The sequence below is a fragment of the Enterobacter sp. GER_MD16_1505_Eko_090 genome (assembly GCF_003331015.1).
In the GTDB taxonomy this organism is placed as follows: Bacteria; Pseudomonadota; Gammaproteobacteria; order Enterobacterales; family Enterobacteriaceae; genus Enterobacter; species Enterobacter roggenkampii.
The window spans coordinates 1-18,842 of the sequence record NZ_PUQF01000022.1; the positions used below are offsets into that span (position 1 = coordinate 1).

The following is an 18,842-nucleotide window of genomic DNA, read 5'->3' on the forward strand; positions in this document are numbered from 1 at the left end:
TCGTCCGAGGACGTTAAGAATCCATGTCACTTTGAGTGCCCACACAGATTGTCTGATAAATTGTTAAAGAGCAGTGCCGCTTCGTTTTCGCTGCGGCGCGGGGTGTGCATATTACGCTTTCCCGCTTCAGAGTCAAGCATTTATTTTCGCTATTCTCTGCTGACCCGGCGGCGTGTGTGCCGTTGTTCCGTGTCAGTGGAGGCGCATTATAGGGAGTTATTCTGAAGTGACAAGCACAAAATACAAAAAACTTTTCGTTCGCTCACTTTTCAAACTTAACGCTTATTTAAGTCGCGAATCGCCCGTTAAATGTGCGATTTCCCGCGCAAAACTGGCTACCTGCGACCAGTCGGTATAAACCACTTCTTTACGCGTATCGGTTTCTCCCCCCGTCATCTTCATAATTAGACGGATCATAAAGCGGTCATACCAGCGGTAGCGAGGGTAGCGCAGCGCGCCGGCAAAAACGGCGCACAGGTCTGGCTGCCACGGCGAGCTGAGTAAAAACTTGCGCGTGTAGCTGTTGGTCTGTGGCGTGCGCTTCTCCGCTTTACGCGCAACCAGATTGACCGAGTAAAACGCGCCTGGCATTTTGTTGAGTACTGCCGCGTGCTTTTTCACAAAGCGATCCAGCGCCGGATGGAAATGCCCGTAACGAATAGATGCACCAATCACCACGCGGTCGTAATCCTGCCAGGCAATCTGTTCCGCACGGTTCAGGTTCACCACATCCGAGTAAATACCCAACTCTTTTAATTCCGATGCAAGGTATGCGGCAATCTCACGCGTTTGTCCGTCTCGCGTAGAAAAAAGAATCAGTGTTTTCATCAACGGCTCCTTACTCGCGCCAGAATGTAGGGGTGAACAGCACCAGCAGCGTAAAGACCTCAAGACGACCAAACAGCATATTGGCGATGAGGATCCATTTCGCGACCGGGTTCATACTGGCAAAGTTATCCGCCACCACGCCCAGGCCAGGCCCGAGGTTATTCAATGTTGCGACGACGGACGCAAAGGCGGAGAAATCATCCACACCCGTCGCGATAATCGCCAGCATACTGACGATAAAGACCAGTGCATACGCCGAGAAGAATCCCCACACCGCTTCGAGGATACGTTCCGGCAGCGCGCGGTTCCCCAGCTTGATGCTGTAGACCGCATTGGGGTGGACGAGACGCTTCAGCTCACGGTTGCCCTGCTTGAACAGCAGCAGAATACGGATCACCTTCAGACCACCGCCCGTCGACCCCGCACAGCCGCCGATAAACGCGGAACAGAGCAGAAGCACCGGCAGGAACAGCGGCCAACGGGCGATGCTGTCCGTGGTAAACCCGGCGGTCGTCGCCATCGACACCACCTGGAAGAAGGCCTGGTTTAGCGTGGTCAACGCGGAGTTATAGACATCATGGAACCACAGCACCAGCGTACAGATGATCACCAGCGTCAGCTGGACCCCAATGAACATGCGGAACTCAGGGTCACGCCAGTACACCTTCAGGCTGCGCCCGCTCAGTAAAGAGAAGTGCAGGCCGTAGTTACAGCCGGAGATCAGCAGGAAAATGGCAATGATAGTGTTAATCGTTGGGCTGTCGAAATAGCCCACGCTGGCATCGTGGGTGGAGAACCCGCCGATGGCAATCGTCGCAAAACTGTGTCCGATAGCATCAAACGCAGGCATCCCGGCAAACCATAGCGCCAGCGCACAGGCTACCGTCAGCAAGACATAAATCAGCCACAGGGTTTTCGCCGTCTCGGCAATACGCGGCCGCATCTTGTTATCTTTCAGCGGTCCTGGCATTTCGGCGCGATAGAGCTGCATCCCCCCGACGCCCAGAATCGGCAGGATGGCCACCGCCAGGACGATGATCCCCATACCGCCAAACCACTGCAGCATCTGGCGATAAAAGAGAATCGCGTGCGGCAGCGAATCCAGCCCCACCAGCGTCGTGGCCCCGGTCGTCGTTAAGCCAGAGAAGGATTCAAAAAAGGCATCCGTGATGCTCAGGTTAGGCTGTTCAGAGAAGATAAAGGGCAGCGAACCGACGCTCCCCAACACCGTCCAGAACAGGACCACAATCAGAAAGCCTTCGCGAGATTTCAGCTCACCTTTCTGACGACGGTTCGGCCACCACAGCAGGGAGCCGATCGCCAGCGCGACAAAGAAGGTCTGGGTAAATGCCCGCCCCGCCCCGTCCCGGTAGATAAGCGCCACCAGTCCAGGGATAATCATCGTCCCGGAAAAGAGTATGACCAGCAGTCCAACGATTCGGGTTATGGCACGAAAATGCATCTCTGCCGCTTCCTTTGGTATTCAAAAGTGAGGTGGGGATTATTCTTCAATCGGCAGCAATTGCAACGAACCACGACTAAAATCAGCCAGTTTTGCTGAAAAAGCAGCCAGTTCCGTCTGAGGAAGCGCCACGCGTAATTGCACCATCGCCTGATATTCACTGTGTGCGATGACACCGTTAAACTGCCTCAGCAGCGCTTCAATACCCGAGAGCTGGGCGTAATCGCATAACAAAGTATATTCGGTGAGAGGCGTTTTGCGGGTGGTCTTCAGGATATTCAGTGCCTGCTGAACGCCGCCGCCATACGCTTTTACCAGCCCACCCGTACCTAACAGGATGCCGCCGTAGTAGCGCACCACCACGGCGGTAATTTCACCCACGCCGCTACCCATCAGCTGCGAGAGCATGGGTTTACCGGCCGTGCCCGCCGGTTCACCGTCATCGGAAAACCCCAGCTGCTGCGAATCGTCCGGCGGCCCTGCTACCCACGCCACGCAGTGGTGACGGGCGTCAGGATGCTCAGCCCGGACGGACTCGACAAACGCTTTTGCCGCCTCTACGCCGTCGGTATGCGCCAGCAGGGTAATAAAGCGGCTTTTCTTGATTTCCTCAACAAAGGTGACCGGTTCAGCCGGTATCAGCCAGCTTTCCATCAGGCCAGCTTCAGGTCTCGCGTCATATTCTCGATACCGTTTTCGTGAATCACCACGTTATCTTCGATACGAATGCCGCCAAACGGCTTCAGCGCGTCAATTTTTGCCCAGTTGAAGTGCTTGCTGAACTGGCCTTCACGCCACGGCGCCAGCAGGGATTCGATAAAGTAGATCCCCGGTTCAATCGTCAACACCATGCGCGGCTCCAGAATACGGGTACAGCGCAGGTAAGGATATTTAGACGGTGCCGCCAGGTGCGTACCGGTATCATCCTGCATAAAGCCCGCAACGTCGTGCACCTGCAGGCCCAGCGGGTGGCCGATACCGTGCGGCATAAATGGCCCAGTCAGATCGTTCTCGACCATCGCCTCTTCGCTCATGTCTTTCACAATCTGATGCTTACGCAGCAGTTTAGCAATGCGCTGATGGAACTGGATGTGGTAGTCCACATAGCTGGTTCCCGCCTTCATGGTGCCAATCAGCGCCAGCTGTTCATCGTTCACATCTTTGATCAGCTGTGCAAAATCGGTATCCGCATTTGCCGCCCAGGTACGGGTCAGATCGGCCGCGTAGCCGTTGTACTCTGCCCCTGCGTCCAGCAGGAAGCTGCGCATTTCTGAAGGAACCTGGTGATCCAGTTTGGTGTAGTGCAGGACGGACGCGTGCTCGTTGAGCGCGACAATGTTGCTGTACGGCACGTCGGTATCGCGATGACCGGTGGCGGTCAGGTACGCCTGGTTGATGTCGAACTCGCTCATGCCGGACTGGAAGGCTTCATGCGCCGCACGGTGACCGTTTACCGCGGTCTTTTGCGCTTCGCGCATGCAGTAAAGTTCGTAGTCGGTTTTATACGCGCGGTAATAGTGGAGGTAATCCAGCACCCCTTTCGGGTTGAGCTTGTCTGCCGCAATATCCAGGCTTAATGCACGCTCCGGAACAGGGCCAATATAAGCGATGTTGCCACGCGCGGCAGGCAGCTGGCCGCCAATGCCGTCCGCTTTTGGCAGCGCAATGACCTCAATTTCTTCCGTCCAGAAAGAGGTCGGCAGCGGCTCAACGTTGTGCCAGTAATCGACCGGCAGGTAGAACCACAGTTTCGGCTTGTTCACACCATCCACCAGCAGCCAGCAGTTGGGAACCTGCGTCACCGGCACCCAGGCCTTAAACTGTGGGTTCACCTTAAACGGATAAGCGTGGTCATCCAGAAAGGTATTCATCAGCTCGCCGGAGTGGATCAGCAGCGCATCCAGCTTAAAGCGGGCCAGTACATCGCGGGTACGTTCCTGTAGGGTAACGATATGATTTTTATAAAGCGAAGCCAGTGAGTCCATCATTATTCCTTTCGTTTTTTGACCTCAAGTCATCGCATCTTAGCACACCTCACTCCGCCTGCGTGATTTCCACCGACCGTGATCAATGCAGCAATTTCTTAATGAGTAATTTGCATTTTATTAACATAAATCCCACACTCCGACTCATCTGGTATGACCAGATCCACTTGCTGGATTCAGGAGACTGACATGCTCTACAAAGGCGACACCCTGTACCTCAACTGGCTGGAAGATGGCATTGCCGAACTCGTGTTCGATGCCCCCGGCTCAGTCAATAAGCTCGATACCGCGACGGTGGCCAGTCTTGGCCAGGCGCTGGATGTTCTGGAAAAACAAACTGAATTAAAAGGGCTGCTGCTGCGCTCGAACAAAGCGGCCTTTATCGTCGGTGCCGATATCACCGAATTCCTTTCGCTCTTCCTGGTGCCTGAAGAACAACTGAGCCAGTGGCTGCACTTTGCCAATAGCGTCTTTAATCGTCTGGAAGATCTGCCTGTCCCGACCATTTCCGCCGTTAACGGCTACGCGCTGGGCGGCGGCTGTGAGTGCGTGCTGGCGACCGACTACCGCCTGGCGACGCCGGATCTGCGCATCGGCCTGCCGGAAACCAAGCTGGGCATTATGCCGGGCTTTGGCGGCTCCGTCCGTATGCCGCGCATGCTGGGCGCCGACAGCGCGCTGGAGATCATTGCCGCGGGTAAAGACGTCGGCGCAGAACAGGCGCAGAAAATTGGCCTGGTCGACGGCGTTGTAAAACCGGAGAAGCTTATTGAAGGCGCACTCGCCATTCTGCGTCAGGCCATTAACGGCGAGCTCGACTGGAAGGCCAAACGCCAGCCGAAGCTGGAACCGTTAAAACTCAGCAAGATTGAAGCCACCATGAGCTTCACCATCGCCAAAGGCATGGTGATGCAGACGGCGGGTAAACACTACCCGGCGCCGATCGCGGCGGTGAAAACCATTGAAGCGGCTGCCCGTTTCGGGCGCGATGAAGCGCTGAAGCTCGAAAATCAGAGCTTTGTCCCGCTGGCGCACACCAATGAAGCGCGCGCGCTGGTCGGTATCTTCCTGAACGATCAGTTCGTAAAAGGGAAAGCCAAACAGCTGACCAAAAACGTTGAGACGCCAAAACATGCGGCGGTACTCGGCGCGGGCATTATGGGTGGCGGCATCGCCTACCAGTCTGCCTGGAAAGGCGTGCCGGTAGTGATGAAAGACATCAACGAGAAATCCCTGACGCTGGGCATGACCGAAGCGGCCAAGCTGCTGAATAAACAGCTTGAGCGCGGCAAAATTGACGGACTGAAGCTCGCAGGCGTGATCTCCACCATTCAGCCCGTGCTGGAATACAGCGGTTTCGATCGTGTCGACGTGGTGGTCGAAGCCGTTGTCGAGAATCCGAAAGTGAAAAAAGCGGTTCTGGCGGAAACGGAAGACAAGGTTCGCCCGGGTACCGTTCTGGCCTCTAACACCTCCACCATTCCAATCAGCGAACTGGCGAGCGTGCTGAAGCGTCCGGAAAACTTCTGCGGTATGCACTTCTTCAACCCGGTACACCGTATGCCGCTGGTCGAAGTGATCCGCGGGGAAAAAACCTCAGACGACACCATCGCCAAAGTGGTGGCATGGGCCAGCAAGATGGGCAAAACGCCGATCGTCGTTAACGACTGCCCGGGCTTCTTCGTCAACCGCGTGCTGTTCCCTTACTTCGCCGGTTTTAGCCAGCTGCTGCGCGACGGCGCGGACTTCCGCAAAATCGACAAAGTGATGGAAAAACAGTTCGGCTGGCCGATGGGCCCGGCGTATCTGCTGGACGTTGTGGGCATTGATACCGCCCACCACGCCCAGGCGGTGATGGCGGCAGGTTTCCCGCAGCGCATGCAGAAAGACTATCGCGACGCCATTGACGCGCTGTTCGACGCTAACCGCTTCGGTCAGAAAAACGGCCTGGGCTTCTGGCGCTATAAAGAAGACAGCAAAGGCAAACCGAAGAAAGAAGAAGATCCGGCGGTGGATGGCCTGCTGGCCGACGTCAGTCAGCCAAAACGCGACTTCACCGACGATGAAATCATCGCCCGGATGATGATCCCGATGATTAACGAAGTGGTGCGTTGCCTCGAAGAAGGCATTATCGCCAGCCCGGCAGAAGCCGACATGGCGCTGGTGTATGGCCTCGGCTTCCCTCCGTTCCACGGCGGCGCGTTCCGCTGGCTGGACACGCTCGGCAGCGCCCGCTATCTCGATATGGCCCAGCAGTATCAGCACCTCGGCCCGCTGTATGAGGTGCCGGAAGGGCTGCGTAACAAAGCGCGCCATAACGAACCCTACTATCCCGCAGTTGAGCCAGCCCGTCCGGTTGGCGAGCTGAAAACGGCTTAAGGAGTCACAATGGAAAAGGTTGTCATTGTTGATGCGATTCGCACCCCGATGGGCCGTTCAAAAGGCGGCGCGTTCCGTAACGTGCGTGCGGAAGACCTCTCCGCGCACCTGATGCGTAGCCTGCTGGCTCGTAACCCGGCGCTGGATCCGGCTGCGCTGGACGATATCAACTGGGGCTGCGTGCAGCAGACCCTGGAGCAGGGCTTCAACATCGCCCGCAACGCGTCGCTGCTGGCGGAGATCCCGCATTCGGTTCCGGCCGTCACCGTTAACCGCCTGTGCGGTTCGTCAATGCAGGCGCTGCATGACGCGGCCCGCATGATCATGACCGGCGATGCGCAGGCCTGCCTGGTGGGCGGCGTCGAGCACATGGGTCACGTCCCGATGAGCCACGGGGTCGATTTCCACCCGGGGATGAGCCGCAACGTGGCGAAAGCGGCGGGGATGATGGGCCTGACCGCCGAGATGCTCTCCCGCCTGCACGGCATCAGCCGCGAAATGCAGGATGCCTTTGCCGCGCGCTCTCACGCTCGCGCCTGGGCCGCCACGCAGTCCGGTGCCTTTAAGAACGAGATCATCCCGACCGGCGGCCACGATGCAGACGGCGTTCTGAAGCAGTTCAGCTACGATGAAGTCATTCGCCCGGAAACCACCGTCGAAGCGCTTTCCACCCTGCGTCCGGCGTTTGACCCCGTCACCGGTACGGTCACGGCAGGGACCTCGTCGGCGTTGTCCGACGGCGCCGCCGCGATGCTGGTGATGAGCGAAAGTCGCGCCCGCGAGCTGGGGTTAACGCCTCGCGCCCGCGTGCGTTCGATGGCGGTCGTGGGCTGCGATCCGTCGATCATGGGCTACGGCCCGGTTCCGGCTTCAAAGCTGGCGCTAAAAAAAGCGGGCTTAACCGCCAGCGACATCGATCTGTTTGAGATGAACGAAGCGTTCGCCGCGCAGATCCTGCCGTGCATTAAAGATCTGGGGCTGATGGAGCAGATCGACGAGAAGATTAACCTCAACGGCGGCGCGATCGCCCTCGGACACCCGCTGGGCTGTTCCGGGGCGCGTATCAGCACGACGCTGATCAACCTGATGGAACGCAAAGATGCCCAGTTTGGTCTGGCAACGATGTGTATTGGTCTGGGTCAGGGTATCGCGACGGTGTTTGAGAGAGTGTAAGGCTATAACGTAGGCCCGATAAGCATCGCGCCATCGGGCTTTTGCCGGGAGGCGCTGCGCTTTCCCGGCCTACGAGAGGTACCTCGCCGCCAGTCGTGTCACTGGCGAAGAGAAACAGTTTAGTTGCCGTTCTTCCCGCCTGTCAGGGGCGGGTTTTTTATTTAAATGAAGGCAAACGCATCGCCAAACAGGCGGTCTTCACGCGCATCACGTTCGTTACAGAACAGATCGCGGGCGATTTTCGCCATCTCGAAACGCCCTGCAATATAGATGTCATGTCCTGCCAGCGTACCGTGATCCTGCAGCACTGCCGTCAGTACCGTACCGCTACGCCCGCGCCAGCCCTCTTCCGGCTGCTCAACCACCGGCTCAATGCGCAGGTTAGGATGGGTGACGCTCAGCGCTTCGAGTTCGGACAGGTCATACAGGTGCTTCTCTTCGCGGCCGCCCCAGTAGATGGTGATATCACGTTCCGGGTTACGCGCCAGTGCGGTCAACAGAATAGAGCGCACGTAGGAGAAGCCTGTACCACCGGCAATCAGGATCAGCGGACGGTCTTCATCATCGCGCAGCCACGCATCACCGTGCGGAATATCCACCACGATCTCGCGCTCTTTCAGAATGCGGTCCATGACGGCCATCGCATACAGGTTAAGCTCTGACGCACCAATATGAAGCTCAATAAATTCCTGCTCCGCTGGCGTTGAGGCCATAGAGAAAGGACGCTTATCACGCTCATCCATCACGACCATCAGATACTGACCCGCGCGGAAAGAGAATGGCGCTTCTGGCACTAAACGGACGCGATATACGGTGTCGGTGATGGCATCTACCGAGGTCACTTTACAGCTTAAGGTTGTCATTCGCTCTCTCTGTCGGGAAGTCTATAGGGCTTAACGGTCAGCTCAGGGTTTACCGTTATTCATTATGGCCAGTTCGTCCCAGATCGCATCAATGCGCGCGGTCACAGCAGGATCTTTTTTGATCGGGCGACCCCATTCACGATCGGTTTCGCCAGGCCATTTATTTGTGGCATCCAGTCCCATTTTTGAGCCAAGGCCGGAAACCGGCGAGGCAAAATCCAGGTAATCTATCGGCGTGTTTTCGACTAACACCGTATCGCGCGCCGGGTCCATTCGCGTGGTAATAGCCCAGATTACGTCATTCCAGTCGCGGGCGTTAACGTCATCATCGCAGACAATAACAAATTTGGTATACATAAACTGGCGCAGGAAAGACCACACGCCCATCATCACGCGTTTCGCGTGACCAGGATACTGCTTCTTCATCGTGACCACAGCCAGGCGATACGAGCATCCTTCAGGCGGCAGATAAAAATCAACAATTTCCGGGAACTGCTTTTGCAGGATCGGCACAAACACTTCATTCAGCGCCACGCCCAGTACTGCCGGTTCATCCGGTGGACGCCCGGTATACGTGGAGTGATAAATCGCATCTTCACGCTGCGTAATGTGCGTCACGGTAAACACCGGGAAGTTATCCACTTCGTTGTAATAGCCGGTGTGGTCGCCGTAAGGGCCTTCTGGCGCCAGTTCACCCTGCTCAATGTAACCTTCCAGCACAATTTCTGCACTGGCCGGAACTTCGAGATCGTTTGAGATACACTTCACGACTTCCGTTTTCGTTCCGCGCAGCAGGCCTGCAAAGGCATATTCCGAGAGCGTATCCGGTACGGGCGTGACGGCCCCGAGAATGGTGGCCGGATCGGCGCCGAGCGCGACAGACACCGGGAAACGTTCACCCGGACGCGCAGCACACCACTCCTGGAAATCGAGCGCGCCGCCGCGATGCGACAGCCAGCGCATGATGAGCTTATTCTTGCCAATCAACTGCTGGCGGTAAATACCAAGATTCTGGCGCTCTTTGTGCGGACCGCGCGTGACGGTCAGTCCCCAGGTGATCAGCGGCGCGGCATCTTCCGGCCAGCACTGCATGATAGGGATTTTAGTCAAATCAACCGCATCGCCTTCCAGCACCTTCTGCTGGCAGGGCGCGCCGCGCAGGCGTTTGGTGGGCATGTTTAGCACCTGCTTAAACTGCGGCAGCTTGTCGAACAGATCGCGGAAGCCTTTCGGCGGCTCCGGCTCTTTCAGGAAGGCCAGCAGCTTACCGACCTCACGCAGGGCCGTGACGTCTTCCTGCCCCATCCCCAGTGCGACGCGACGCGGTGTACCAAACAGGTTGCACAGCACCGGCATGGCGTACCCTTTCGGATTTTCAAACAGTAATGCGGGGCCACCGGCACGCAGGGTGCGGTCAGCAATTTCTGTCATCTCCAGATAAGGATCAACAGGAAGTGTTATACGTTTGAGTTCACCCTGCTTTTCCAGCAGCGTCAGGAAGTCGCGGAGATCGTGGTATTTCATGCAGTTAATCATGGCCTCTCTGTAAGCGCTTCATTATACGGCGTAAGACTGCTTGATGCTGTAATTTTGTTAAATTAGCGTGAAGTTATGCGTTCTGTCCCATTTTCGCCCATTATAATCAACTTAGCGATCCCGCCAGGGTTTTGATATGCTTGCGCCCCGAACTAAGGGAAAGAGTGATTATGCAGGCCTGGTATTTACTGTATTGCAAACGCGGGCAACTTCAGCGCGCGCAGGAACATCTTGAACGTCAGTCAGTCAATTGCCTGACGCCCGTGATCACGCTTGAAAAAATGCAGCGCGGGAAGCGCACAACCGTTAGCGAGCCGTTGTTCCCGAACTACCTGTTCGTGGAGTTCGATCCGGAGGTGATCCACACCACCACCATCAGCGCCACGCGCGGCGTCAGCCATTTTGTTCGCTTCGGCGCTCACCCCGCGACGGTTCCCTCATCGGTCATCCACCAGCTGTCGATTTATCAGCAGCCCGAAGACCTTACCGACCCGGAAACGCCCTACACGGGCGATAGCGTCGTGATTACCGAAGGGGCTTTCGAAGGCCTGCAGGCGATTTTTGCCGAGCCGGACGGGGAAGCGCGCTCCATGCTGTTGCTTAATCTGCTGAACAAGCAGGTGCTGCAAAGCGTTAAAAACACCGACTTCCGCAAACTTTAAACGTTTATCCCGAACAGCTTACGCACGTTGTCATCCGTCTGTGCGGAAAGCCAGTGCGGATCCTCTCCGCGCCACGTCGCGACGCGCTCAACTATGTGCCCCAGATAAGCGGGCTCATTACGTCGCGATGCCGGTTTGGGTTGCATATCGCGCGGGAGCAGATAGGGCGCATCCGTTTCAAGGAGCAACCGGTCAGCCGGGATCGCGGGTAGCAGCTCCCGAAGCTCAAGCCCGCGGCGCTCGTCGCAAACCCAGCCGGTAATGCCCAGATAAAGCCCGCGTTCCAGGCACTCCAGCGCCTCCTGCCGTGAGCCGGTGAAGCAGTGCAGCACCGCGCCGGGCAGTTTCTCGACCCACGGATCCAGAAGCGCCAGGAAACGCTCATGCGCGTCGCGGCAGTGCATAAATACGGGCATTTCAAGCTCTGCCGCCAGCGCAAGCTGGGCAGTGAATGCCTTTTCCTGCTCTTCAGGCGTGGAAAAGTTACGGTTGAAATCGAGGCCGCATTCGCCAATCGCCACCACTTCTGGTCTCTTCGCCAGCCTGCGCAGGGTTTCCCCGCTTTCCGGGGTCCACTGGCTGCTGTCGTGAGGATGCACGCCAGCGGTAGACCAACAGCGTTCGTAGCGTTGCGCCAGCTGCTGCGCCTGCTCGCTCTCATGCAGGTTGGTGCCCGTCAGCAGCAGCCCTTTCACCCCAGCGGCAAACGCGCGCGCAACCACCTCATCACGATCTTTCGCAAACTGCGAGCTGGTCAGGTTGAGTCCGATATCAAACATGCGAATCCCCATATAACAACCGCCCTGACGGGCGGCTGGTTTTACTCTTCAGTGGTCTTGTCGGACGTATCGTCTTCGTCATCCGACCGACGCCCTTTACCCACGTAGAAACGTGAGAAGAAGACACCGACCTCAAACAGGCAGTACATCGGTATGGCCAGCAGCGTCTGGGAGAATACATCCGGCGGGGTCAACAGCATGCCGACAACGAAGGCGCCGACCAGGATATACGGACGCTTCTTACGCAGGTCATCCGGTGTGGTTACCCCTACCCAGCAGAGCAGCACAATGGCCACCGGCACTTCGAATGCCACGCCAAACGCCATAAACAGCGCCATCACAAAGCTAAGATAGCTGGCGATATCCGTCGACACCTGGACGCCTTCCGGCGCGGTATGCGTCAGGAAGCCGAAGGCCAGCGGGAAGACAACGAAATAGGCAAACGCCATGCCGATATAGAACAGCAGCGAACTGGATACCAGCAGCGGAATGACCAGCTTGCGTTCGTGCTTATACAGTGCCGGCGCCACAAAGGCCCACACCTGGTACAGAATCACGGGCGCAGAGGCAATCAACGACACCCAAAAGGTCAACTTGATAGGGGTAAAGAACGGGGAAGCAACGTCTGTTGCAATCATCGTTGCGCCCAGCGGCATCTGCTTGATCAGCGGCGCAGAAACCACCTGGTAGATATCGTTGGCGAAATAGACCAGGCATAGAAAAATAACGAGAACCGCAATAATGCAGTTTAACAGACGCTTACGCAGCTCTATGAGGTGCGTAATCAGCGGTTGAGTATCATCTACAGCCATGTTTACGCTTTATCACTCGACGAGGGGGATGATTCGGAAACGGGCGCGGCGGGTTTTGCCTCGGCAGCGTTAACCACGGGCTTTTCCGGCTGCACCTGCTTTTTCACTTCGGTTTCCTGCGGCGTCTGTTCAGGCGCAGCAGCCTGATGTTCAGCGCTGGCAGGCGTGACGCCCTCACGCTGTTCTTCGCTGCCCTTCACCACCGGGTTATGGATGGTGTTCGCTTCGTCGCTCGCTTTTTCAGGATCGTTGATGCTATAGGAGCGCTTCATGGATTCCGCCGCTTCGCGCAGCTCATCCATTGACGCTTTCAGTTCCGGCGTCAGGTTATCCATGCTCGCCTTCTCAACCTTTTTCAGGCTTTCCTGAAATTCCTGCAGCTTAAGCTCCTGGGCCAGTTCATTCTGAACGGTCGATGCCAGCGATCTCAGCGCACGAACCCAGCACGCAACGGTTTTCACCGCCACCGGCAGACGCTGAGGCCCCAGCACGATCAGGCCAATCACAAAGACCAGCAGGAGCTCACTAAAACCAATGTCGAACACGACTTACACCTGCTCTTTATCGTGGCGTTTAGCGTCTTCCTTTTTGGCTTCTTCTTGCTTGTCGGTGATGGATTTAGCAGTAAAGTCAGCGTCCTGGCTGGTTTTATCCTGCTTGCTCTCATCATCGCTCATCGCTTTTTTGAAGCCTTTGATAGACGCGCCCAGATCGGAACCAATAGAACCGAGCTTTTTGGTGCCAAACAGCAGCACGACGATGACGGCAATGATCAACAATTGCCAGATACTGATACCACCCATACATGTTCCTCAGGGATAGATGATTAATAAGTCAGGTCGCATTATACGTATGCGACCTGTCGATAGCGACGCAAACTCAGCGCGTTTTTCGCCATCCGGCAAGCCAGACAACCACCCCGGCGGCCATCAGCCAGGCGGGCATCATCTGCCACTCCGGGCGGTTGATCAGCAGCAGCGTACCGCTCAGCAGCAGCGTTGCGCCAATCCCAAAGAGATAGCGTGACTGGCCCTGGCGAACACGGCTGGACTGAAGTTCGCGAGCGATTTTATCCATGCTGTGCTGAAGGTTCTTGCTCTGACGCAAACTGTCATAAACCAGTTCAGGAATTTCAGGCATTTTTTCTATCCAGAACGGGCCTTTCTCTTTCAGCGAGCGAACCAGCGCCGGAATGCCAACCTGATCCTTAATCCAGGACTCCAGGAAGGGTTTCGCGGTCTTCCACAAGTCTAACTGAGGATAGAGCTGTCGGCCTACACCCTCAACGTAAAGTAGTGTTTTCTGAAGTAAAACTAGCTGTGGCTGAACTTCCATATTAAAGCGGCGAGCCGTGTTGAACAGGTTCAACAGCACATGCCCGAAGGAGATTTCCGCCAGCGGTTTTTCAAAAATCGGTTCGCAAACGGTCCGGATCGCAAACTCGAACTCTTCGACGTTGGTGTCAGGCGGCACCCAGCCGGAATCGACGTGCAGCTCGGCTACCTTGCGGTAGTCGCGGTTGAAGAACGCGATGAAGTTCTCGGCCAGATACCGTTTATCTTCTTTATTCAGCGACCCCACAATCCCGCAGTCGATACCGATATACTTCGGATCCTCAGGGTGCTCGTAGCTCACGAAGATATTGCCCGGGTGCATGTCCGCATGGAAAAAGCTGTCGCGGAACACCTGGGTGAAGAAGACCTGAACGCCACGCTCGGCCAACAGCTTCATGTTCGTTCCCTGCTTCTCCAGGGCTACCACATCCGAAACCGGAATACCGTAGATACGCTCCATCACCATCATGTTCTGGCTGCAGTAGTCAGAATAGACTTCAGGGACATAAAGCATCGAGCTGTTTTCAAAGTTGCGACGCAGCTGAATGGCGTTTGCCGATTCGCGCAGCAGGTTAAGCTCATCAATCAGCGTTTTTTCATATTCCCGCACCACTTCCATCGGGCGCAGTCGGCGGCCATCAGGTAATAAACGCGGAACCCAACGGGCCAGACGGTAAATCAGCTTCATGTCGGCTTTGATGATCGGCAGAATATCCGGGCGGATCACCTTAATCACCACCTCTTTGCCGTTTTCTTTCAGACGCGCAGTGTGTACCTGAGCAATAGAAGCCGACGCCAGCGGTTCTATTTCGAAATCGTCAAACCAGGTTTCAACGGGAAGATTACCCATCGCCTCTTCGATCTGTTTCTTCGCCCTCACCCCGTCAAACGGGGCAACACGGTCCTGCAGCATCGCCAGTTCATCGGCAATGTGCGGCGGAAAGAGATCGCGGCGGGTCGACAGCATCTGCCCGAACTTAATCCATACCGGGCCAAGCTCCTGCAGCGCCAGGCGCAGGCGTTCGCCCAGCGGCTGACCTTTATGGCGGTTAGGCATCCAGAACAGCATCCGCCGCCAGATACGAAGCGGCAGCGTGATACGCATTTTAGGGATCAGCTCGTCGAGCCCGTAGCTCAAAAAGGTACGAATAATGAAGTAGAGGCGCCGAATTTCACCAGGCGTCATTTGCCCTCCAGTTTTTCCAGCCGTTTGGTTAACGCATCAACCGCACGTTCAACAGCCGCGGTTTCTTCCGCAAACCATGCCACTTCCAGCGGTCCGGGGGCCATTCGCCACTCTTCAGTCAGTACTTCCGCCGCATAGCGTTGCTGACGTAGCAGGCTTTTACGCGCAAAGGACGCGCCACCATGAAGAACCTTCCCGATGCCTTCCGCGGCAATGTCACCGATAAACGGCGCGAGCAGCTCTGCCGGATCAAACTCCGCCAGATCGGTAAGCGCAACGAAGTTCTGCACGACCTGAATGTCGCCTTCCACTTCCAGCTCACCGCTGCGGATAAGTGCCGTTAATTGCTGGCGATCGCGCAGTTTTGGCAGCACACTCATGTGCGTGATGACCGAGCAGTCGGCGTCACCTTCCCACGCCCCCAGAACGTCAAGCTGGCGTTCGCTGAAGACCAGCACAAGCGGCGTCGAGAACTCTTTTAAAACAATGCGTAATACCTTCCCGTTTAGCCGCTGACGCGCAGCTTTCAACGCTGGTGCGCGATAGAGAAAGGCATTCAGTACGTTTTCGATACCTGCGGAGACTAAGGGTTTAAAGGGCACGGGACACCTCCACTCAGAACTTGTAACCGCGATGCAGCGCGACGACACCCGCCGTCAGGTTGAAATATTCAACGTTCTCGAATTCAGCATCCTGCATCATGGCTTTTAAGGTGTCTTGATCCGGGTGCATACGGATAGATTCCGCCAAATAGCGATAGCTTTCCGCGTCGTTAGCCACCAGCTCACCGATGCGCGGCAGCACGTGGAAGGAATAGGCGTCGTAAGCTTTGCTCAGCGGCTCGATAATCGGTTTGGAGAATTCGAGCACCAGCAGGCGTCCACCCGGCTTCAGCACGCGATACATGGAGCGCAGCGCTTTTTCTTTATCGGTCACGTTACGCAGACCGAAGGAGATCGTGATGCAGTCAAAGGTATTATCCGGGAACGGCAGCGCTTCGGCGTTGGCCTGCACATATTCCACATTCCCCACCACGCCGATGTTACGCAGCTTTTCGCGGCCCATTTTGAGCATGGAGTCATTAATGTCTGCCAGAACAACGCGCCCGGTTTCGCCCACCAGACGAGAGAATTTCGCGGTTAAATCGCCCGTACCACCGGCTAAATCCAGCACCGTTTGTCCACGACGCACGCCGCTACAGTCGATAGTGAAGCGCTTCCACAAGCGATGAATGCCGAACGACATCAGGTCATTCATCACATCGTACTTCGCCGCCACGGAATGAAATACGTGGGCCACCATGTCAGCTTTCTGCGCTTTGGCGACAGTCTGAAAGCCAAAGTGCGTTGTGTCTTGTGAATCGTCAACCATCTCAGAGCCTGCTTATCAGTAAAATGTTCGTGAAGTGTAACAGATTGGGCGCAATTGCCCTACGTTTCAACCACCGCGAAAGAAACGCGCCGGGGGTTCGTTCGGTGATAAATCGGCCGCTAACGCATTGTCTTCACTGTTTGTCTTTTGTTCTTCTGCCCCTTCACGCAGGCGAAACTCGTCATCCTGGGCGGTAGCCTGTTCAACCAATTCCGGATTAATCTCGCGTTTCACCTCAACCCCCAGGCTGCGGAATGATTCGGCCTGCGCCAGAAGATTGCCACGTCCTGAGGCGAGTTTTTTCATCGCCTGGCGGTAGTTATCCTGCGCGCGGTCCAGGCTCTGCCCGACTGAGGACATGTCGTCCACGAAGAGGCGCATTTTGTCGTACAGCTTGCTGGCGCGGTCGGCAATCTGCTGCGCGTTGCGGCTCTGGTGCTCGTAGCGCCACAGGTTCGCAATGGTGCGTAAGGCCACCAGCAGCGTGGTGGGGCTGACCAGCATAATATTATTTTTAAGCGCTTCGGTGATGAGTTCAGGCTGCCTGTCGAGTGCCAGCAGAAACGCGGGCTCTACCGGAATAAACATCAGGACATAGTCCAGCGAGCGCAGCCCCGGTAGCTGCTGATAGTCTTTCCTTCCGAGCAGGCGAATATGATTGCGTACGGAGGCAATGTGCTCCTGCAGCGCCGATTCTCGGGTGTAGTCATCCTCCGCATTGAAGTAACGCTCATACGCCACCAGCGTCATTTTGGCGTCAATCACCACATCTTTGCCCTGCGGCAGCCGCACAATCACATCCGGCTGCATTCGCGAGCGGGCATCGTTTTCGATACTCACCTGGGTTTCGTATTCATACCCTTCCCGCAAGCCAGAGGCTTCCAGGACGCGGGTCAGCACCACTTCTCCCCAGTTGCCCTGGGTTTTGTTATCCCCTTTAAGCGCGCGGGTGAGGTTGACCGCCTCCTGCGCCATCTGGGCATTCAGCTGCTGGAGATTGCGGATTTCATGCGCCAGGGTGTGCCGCTCTCGGGCTTCCTGACCAAAGCTGTCCTGTACCTGGCGGCGGAAGCCGTCCAGCTGTTCACGCAGGGGCGTCAGCAGGCTGTTCAGGCTCTGGCGGTTCTGCTCGTCAACGCGGCGGTTGCTGTGCTCAAAAATACGGTTCGCGAGGTTTTCAAACTGTTCGCTGAGGCGCTGCTCGCTGTTGATCATCTGGCGGATTTTATCTTCCGCATGCAGTTGAGTGGATTCCAGCCGGGTGGTCACTTCGCGGAGATCGGCCTCCAGCGAGGTGTTGATATCTCTCAGGTTGCGCAGCTCGTTGTTGAGTAACTCGCACTCCTCTCGCCAGTGATCACTCAGCGCAAGCTGCTGCTTTGCCGCGCTTAATTCGGCGACGATCTCTTCGCGTTCAGCCAGCTGATCGGCCTTCTGCTGTGCATGCTGATAGCTGGAAATGAGCCAGCCTATCGCCACGCCCGCCAGCGCAATCACCGCATAAATCAGGACTGAGATATCCACAATGCCCCCTGCATCAACGTATTACCCGCACAAAATAAGATTGTGCTGTATAAACGTCCAGTTTGAAAGGGTTTTCCTGCGAGGCGCTACGCAAAAAATAAAGGCCGAACGTGTCGGCCTTTGATTTCGAAAGGAGAGGATTAGATCAGGCGACGCGCGGCTTCAACCACGATTTTCACCGCATGACTTTCGGTCTGCTTCATGGTTTCAGCGTTCGGGATTTCCTGCTGAGTACGGTTGACGATAACGCCCGCCACCATACCGGCACGCAGGCCCTGGCTTGCGCACATGGTCAGCAGCGTGGCGGATTCCATTTCGTAGTTCATCACGCCCATGGACTGCCACTCTTCCATAGAGCCTTTGAAGCGGCTTACCACGCGGCCAGAGAAGGTGTCGTAACGCTCCTGACCGGGATAGAAGGTATCGGACGAAGCGGTTACACCCACGTGAGTGGTCGCGCCAACGGATTTCGCGGCTTCAACCAGCGCGGTGGTACATTCAAAGTCTGCTACTGCCGGGAATTCCATCGGCGCAAAGTGCAGGCTTGCGCCATCCAGACGCACGGACGCGGTCGTGACCAGCACGTCGCCCACGTTGATGTGCGGCTGAATAGCGCCGGTCGTACCGATACGCAGGAAAGTACGAATGCCCAGCTGTGCCAGCTCTTCAACAGCAATAGACGTAGACGGGCCACCGATACCGGTAGAACACACGATCACGGCTTTACCATCCAGCTCTGCGCGCCAGGTGGTGAATTCACGATGGGCTGCCAGCTTAACCGGCTTATCCATCAGCGCGGCGATCTTTTCCACACGCTCCGGATCGCCAGGGACGATAGCGAGCGTAGCCCCTTGTAAATCGTTTTTAGTGAGGCCGAGATGAAAAACATCAGACTTAGACATAGGTGACTCCTCTGTGGGTCGGTTAGTCAGAAGAAGTAAAACGGTA

At 56.4% G+C, this 18,842-nt stretch carries 18 protein-coding genes; 3 read left to right on the forward strand and 15 right to left on the reverse strand.

Annotated features, from left to right (window positions below; genetic code table 11):
• Positions 1-282: 282 nt before the first annotated feature.
• From hemG to pepQ, 4 genes are read right to left on the reverse strand one after another with little or no spacing between them, the layout of a single operon-like run.
• Complete coding sequence (gene hemG / locus C6A40_RS20695) at positions 283-828, reverse strand: menaquinone-dependent protoporphyrinogen IX dehydrogenase (protein WP_045336933.1); 546 nt, start codon at positions 826-828, stop codon at positions 283-285.
• 10 nt (positions 829-838) lie between these two features.
• Positions 839-2,290: a Trk system potassium transporter TrkH gene (gene trkH / locus C6A40_RS20700; RefSeq protein WP_008501511.1), complete on the reverse strand. Its 1,452-nt coding sequence runs from the start codon at positions 2,288-2,290 to the stop codon at positions 839-841.
• A gap of 39 nt (positions 2,291-2,329) precedes the next feature.
• Positions 2,330-2,944 (reverse strand): IMPACT family protein, encoded by a 615-nt coding sequence (locus C6A40_RS20705; protein WP_045336935.1) that lies wholly within the window; start codon positions 2,942-2,944, stop codon positions 2,330-2,332.
• Positions 2,944-4,275: a Xaa-Pro dipeptidase gene (gene pepQ, locus C6A40_RS20710; protein ID WP_008501513.1), complete on the reverse strand. Its 1,332-nt coding sequence runs from the start codon at positions 4,273-4,275 to the stop codon at positions 2,944-2,946. The genes C6A40_RS20705 and pepQ overlap by 1 nt, the downstream gene beginning before the upstream one ends.
• A 189-nt stretch (positions 4,276-4,464) precedes the next feature.
• Between pepQ and fadB the strand changes: the two genes are divergently transcribed.
• Both fadB and fadA read left to right on the forward strand, forming a co-directional pair.
• The gene (fadB, locus tag C6A40_RS20720; protein WP_045336937.1) at positions 4,465-6,654 is read left to right on the forward strand and encodes a fatty acid oxidation complex subunit alpha FadB; all 2,190 of its coding nucleotides are present in this window, start codon (positions 4,465-4,467) and stop codon (positions 6,652-6,654) included.
• A 9-nt stretch (positions 6,655-6,663) separates the two neighbouring features.
• Entirely contained in the window at positions 6,664-7,827 is a 1,164-nt protein-coding gene (gene fadA, locus C6A40_RS20725) for an acetyl-CoA C-acyltransferase FadA (protein ID WP_045336938.1), read from the forward strand.
• A 161-nt stretch (positions 7,828-7,988) separates the two neighbouring features.
• Here fadA and fre read toward each other — a convergent pair whose 3' ends face one another.
• Entirely contained in the window at positions 7,989-8,690 is a 702-nt protein-coding gene (gene fre, locus C6A40_RS20730) for an NAD(P)H-flavin reductase (protein ID WP_023293558.1), read from the reverse strand.
• 42 nt (positions 8,691-8,732) lie between these two features.
• Positions 8,733-10,226, reverse strand: a complete 1,494-nt coding sequence (ubiD, locus tag C6A40_RS20735) for a 4-hydroxy-3-polyprenylbenzoate decarboxylase (protein ID WP_008501517.1) — start codon at positions 10,224-10,226, stop codon at positions 8,733-8,735.
• A 170-nt stretch (positions 10,227-10,396) separates the two neighbouring features.
• Between ubiD and rfaH the strand changes: the two genes are divergently transcribed.
• Positions 10,397-10,888: a transcription/translation regulatory transformer protein RfaH gene (gene rfaH / locus C6A40_RS20740; RefSeq protein ID WP_008501518.1), complete on the forward strand. Its 492-nt coding sequence runs from the start codon at positions 10,397-10,399 to the stop codon at positions 10,886-10,888.
• Here the strand turns inward: rfaH and tatD are convergent.
• The 9 genes from tatD to udp form a co-directional block, all read right to left on the reverse strand.
• Entirely contained in the window at positions 10,885-11,667 is a 783-nt protein-coding gene (gene tatD / locus C6A40_RS20745) for a 3'-5' ssDNA/RNA exonuclease TatD (RefSeq protein ID WP_045336940.1), read from the reverse strand. The genes rfaH and tatD overlap by 4 nt on opposite strands.
• Positions 11,668-11,708: 41 nt before the next feature.
• Positions 11,709-12,479 carry a Sec-independent protein translocase subunit TatC gene (gene tatC, locus C6A40_RS20750; RefSeq protein ID WP_008501520.1) on the reverse strand — a complete coding sequence of 257 codons (771 nt, stop codon included), beginning with the start codon at positions 12,477-12,479 and terminating at the stop codon, positions 11,709-11,711.
• Positions 12,480-12,481: 2 nt separating this feature from the next.
• Positions 12,482-13,024, reverse strand: coding sequence for a Sec-independent protein translocase protein TatB (gene tatB / locus C6A40_RS20755; protein ID WP_114191387.1), 543 nt, complete (start codon positions 13,022-13,024; stop codon positions 12,482-12,484).
• A gap of 3 nt (positions 13,025-13,027) precedes the next feature.
• Positions 13,028-13,282: a Sec-independent protein translocase subunit TatA gene (gene tatA, locus C6A40_RS20760; RefSeq protein ID WP_008501522.1), complete on the reverse strand. Its 255-nt coding sequence runs from the start codon at positions 13,280-13,282 to the stop codon at positions 13,028-13,030.
• A 76-nt stretch (positions 13,283-13,358) separates the two neighbouring features.
• Positions 13,359-14,999 carry a ubiquinone biosynthesis regulatory protein kinase UbiB gene (gene ubiB / locus C6A40_RS20765; RefSeq protein WP_114191388.1) on the reverse strand — a complete coding sequence of 547 codons (1,641 nt, stop codon included), beginning with the start codon at positions 14,997-14,999 and terminating at the stop codon, positions 13,359-13,361.
• Positions 14,996-15,601, reverse strand: a complete 606-nt coding sequence (gene ubiJ / locus C6A40_RS20770; RefSeq protein WP_008501524.1) for a ubiquinone biosynthesis protein UbiJ — start codon at positions 15,599-15,601, stop codon at positions 14,996-14,998. Before ubiJ ends, ubiB begins: the two co-directional genes overlap by 4 nt.
• 13 nt (positions 15,602-15,614) lie before the next feature.
• Positions 15,615-16,370 (reverse strand): bifunctional demethylmenaquinone methyltransferase/2-methoxy-6-polyprenyl-1,4-benzoquinol methylase UbiE, encoded by a 756-nt coding sequence (gene ubiE / locus C6A40_RS20775; protein WP_008501525.1) that lies wholly within the window; start codon positions 16,368-16,370, stop codon positions 15,615-15,617.
• 66 nt (positions 16,371-16,436) lie between these two features.
• On the reverse strand, positions 16,437-17,894 hold the full coding sequence (rmuC, locus tag C6A40_RS20780) for a DNA recombination protein RmuC (RefSeq protein WP_032675628.1): 1,458 nt from the start codon (positions 17,892-17,894) through the stop codon (positions 16,437-16,439).
• A gap of 140 nt (positions 17,895-18,034) precedes the next feature.
• Entirely contained in the window at positions 18,035-18,796 is a 762-nt protein-coding gene (gene udp, locus C6A40_RS20785; protein ID WP_003860792.1) for a uridine phosphorylase, read from the reverse strand.
• Positions 18,797-18,842: the final 46 nt, after the last annotated feature.